Raw genomic sequence first — 1,651 nt, 5'->3', positions numbered from 1 at the left:
CGGCGAGGCCGGGCATGGGGGACACTGGATGCGTACGTCCGCACGCTTCAGCCGACAGGAGCCGACCCCCATGCCCCGCCTCGCCGTGTACGCCCTCGTCGTCTGCGCCCTCGCCGTCGCCGCGGCCGTGATCTCCTTCGTGCAGGGCAGCTGGCTCGGCGTCGTGTGGGTGCTGCTCGCCGGCCTCTCCTCGAACATGGCCTGGTTCTACCTGCGGCGGGCCAAGGTGGAGCGGGACGCGCAGCGGGCGGCGGCCCGCCCCGAGGCGTCCGCCTCCTAGTTCCGTCGGTCGGCCCCGGTCAGCTGCCGGGGATCTCCTGGGAGCCCTCCCAGAAGCGGTACAGCTCGTGGCCCCAGTAGGTGTCCCACTCGGTGACGCCGAGGGAGCGCAGGATCGCGTCGATCGCGTCGAAGAAGGCGCGGTTGACCTCCGGGATCCACAGGACGACGAAGACCGCGATCAGTCCGAACGGCGCGAACGGCTCCACCTGGCGGCGGATCCCGTGCGACAGCCAGGGCTCGATGACGCCGTAGCCGTCCAGGCCCGGAATGGGCAGGAAGTTCAGGATCGCGGCGGTCACCTGGAGCAGGGCGAGGAAACCGAGCGCATAGCGGAACGTGTCCGGGACGCCGTCGAGGGCGTCCAGCCAGAATGGTGCCGTGCAGACGACGGCGAACAGCACATTGGTCAGCGGGCCCGCCGCCGAGATCAGGCTGTGCCGCCAGCGGCCCCGGATGCGGCCCCGCTCGATGAAGACGGCGCCGCCGGGCAGGCCGATGCCGCCCATGATCACGAACAGCACGGGCAGCACGATGCTGAGCAGCGCGTGCGTGTACTTGAGCGGGTTGAGGGTCAGATAGCCCTTCGCGCCGATGGAGATGTCGCCGCTGTGCAGGGCGGTGCGCGCGTGCGCGTACTCGTGCAGGCAGAGGGAGACGATCCAGGCGGCCGTCACGAAGAGGAAGACGGCGAGCCCCGGGTTGTCGGCGAAACCGGTCCAGGCGGCCCAGCCGGAGACCGCCGTGACGGCGGCGATCCCCAGGAAGACGGGGCTGATCCGCCGGTCGGTGCGGCGGATGGGGGTGCTGGTCATGGGGTGGGACTCCTGGGGTCTGGCGACGGCGGTCGGCCGGGCGGCGGCCGGGCGTGCCGACCGTACCCCGCCCTCCCTGGCTCATTCCGAAAACGTCTCGCACGCGCCGCCGGGTTCCGGGGAGGGTGGAGGCATGGCGCTGTGGAACGTGATGTACGAGGACTGGCAGATGGAGTGCTGCGGAAAGCCGTTCGCGGTGGGTGCGGAACTGGCGTGGCAACTGCTCGTCGACGCGACGGCCCGGGGCCCCGAGTGGGCGGCGGAACTCAGCGAGATCGAGGGACCGGTGGAGTCGGCCGGGGGCGGACCCGTCGTGCGGTCGGGCGGGGTGACCGTGCCGTGGCCGGGCGACGGGGACTGGCCCGCGCGGGCGCTGTTGACGGGGCTGCTCTCGGTGGAGCGGCACGGCGGGAAGTGGCCGTCGACGGTGGGGGTGGTGCGGGGCATCCAAGTGGTCCGCCAGGGCTACGTGGAGGAGAACCCGGTGCCGGGCAAGCGGCGGCTGCGGGCGGTGGACACGTGCCCGAAGTGGTTCGAGCGGGTGGGGAGGGCGAAGG

The 1,651-nt window shown here is 72.1% G+C and carries 3 protein-coding genes; 2 read left to right on the top strand and 1 reads right to left on the bottom strand.

Annotation, left to right across the window (positions count from 1 at the left end):
* A partial coding sequence (locus tag AOK03_RS39990; RefSeq protein WP_425264463.1) for a hypothetical protein occupies positions 1 to 280 on the top strand: 280 nt, incomplete at its 5' end.
* 19 nt (positions 281 to 299) lie between these two features.
* Here AOK03_RS39990 and AOK03_RS39985 read toward each other — a convergent pair.
* Positions 300 to 1,094: a site-2 protease family protein gene (locus AOK03_RS39985; RefSeq protein WP_055570214.1), complete on the bottom strand. Its 795-nt coding sequence runs from the start codon at positions 1,092 to 1,094 to the stop codon at positions 300 to 302.
* A 133-nt stretch (positions 1,095 to 1,227) separates the two neighbouring features.
* Between AOK03_RS39985 and AOK03_RS39980 the strand changes: the two genes are divergently transcribed.
* The coding region (locus AOK03_RS39980; protein ID WP_341845858.1) for a DUF6578 domain-containing protein at positions 1,228 to 1,651 on the top strand (424 nt) is incomplete at its 3' end.

The organism is Streptomyces atriruber, assembly GCF_001418325.1.
Lineage (GTDB): Bacteria > Actinomycetota > Actinomycetes > Streptomycetales > Streptomycetaceae > Streptomyces > Streptomyces atriruber.
This window is presented reverse-complemented; position numbering and strand designations above follow the sequence as displayed.

Excerpts from the sequence above, each read along its gene's own strand:
- AOK03_RS39985 (WP_055570214.1), bottom strand. The coding sequence starts at position 1,094 with ATGACCAGCACCCCCATCCGCCGCACCGACCGGCGGATCAGCCCCGTC.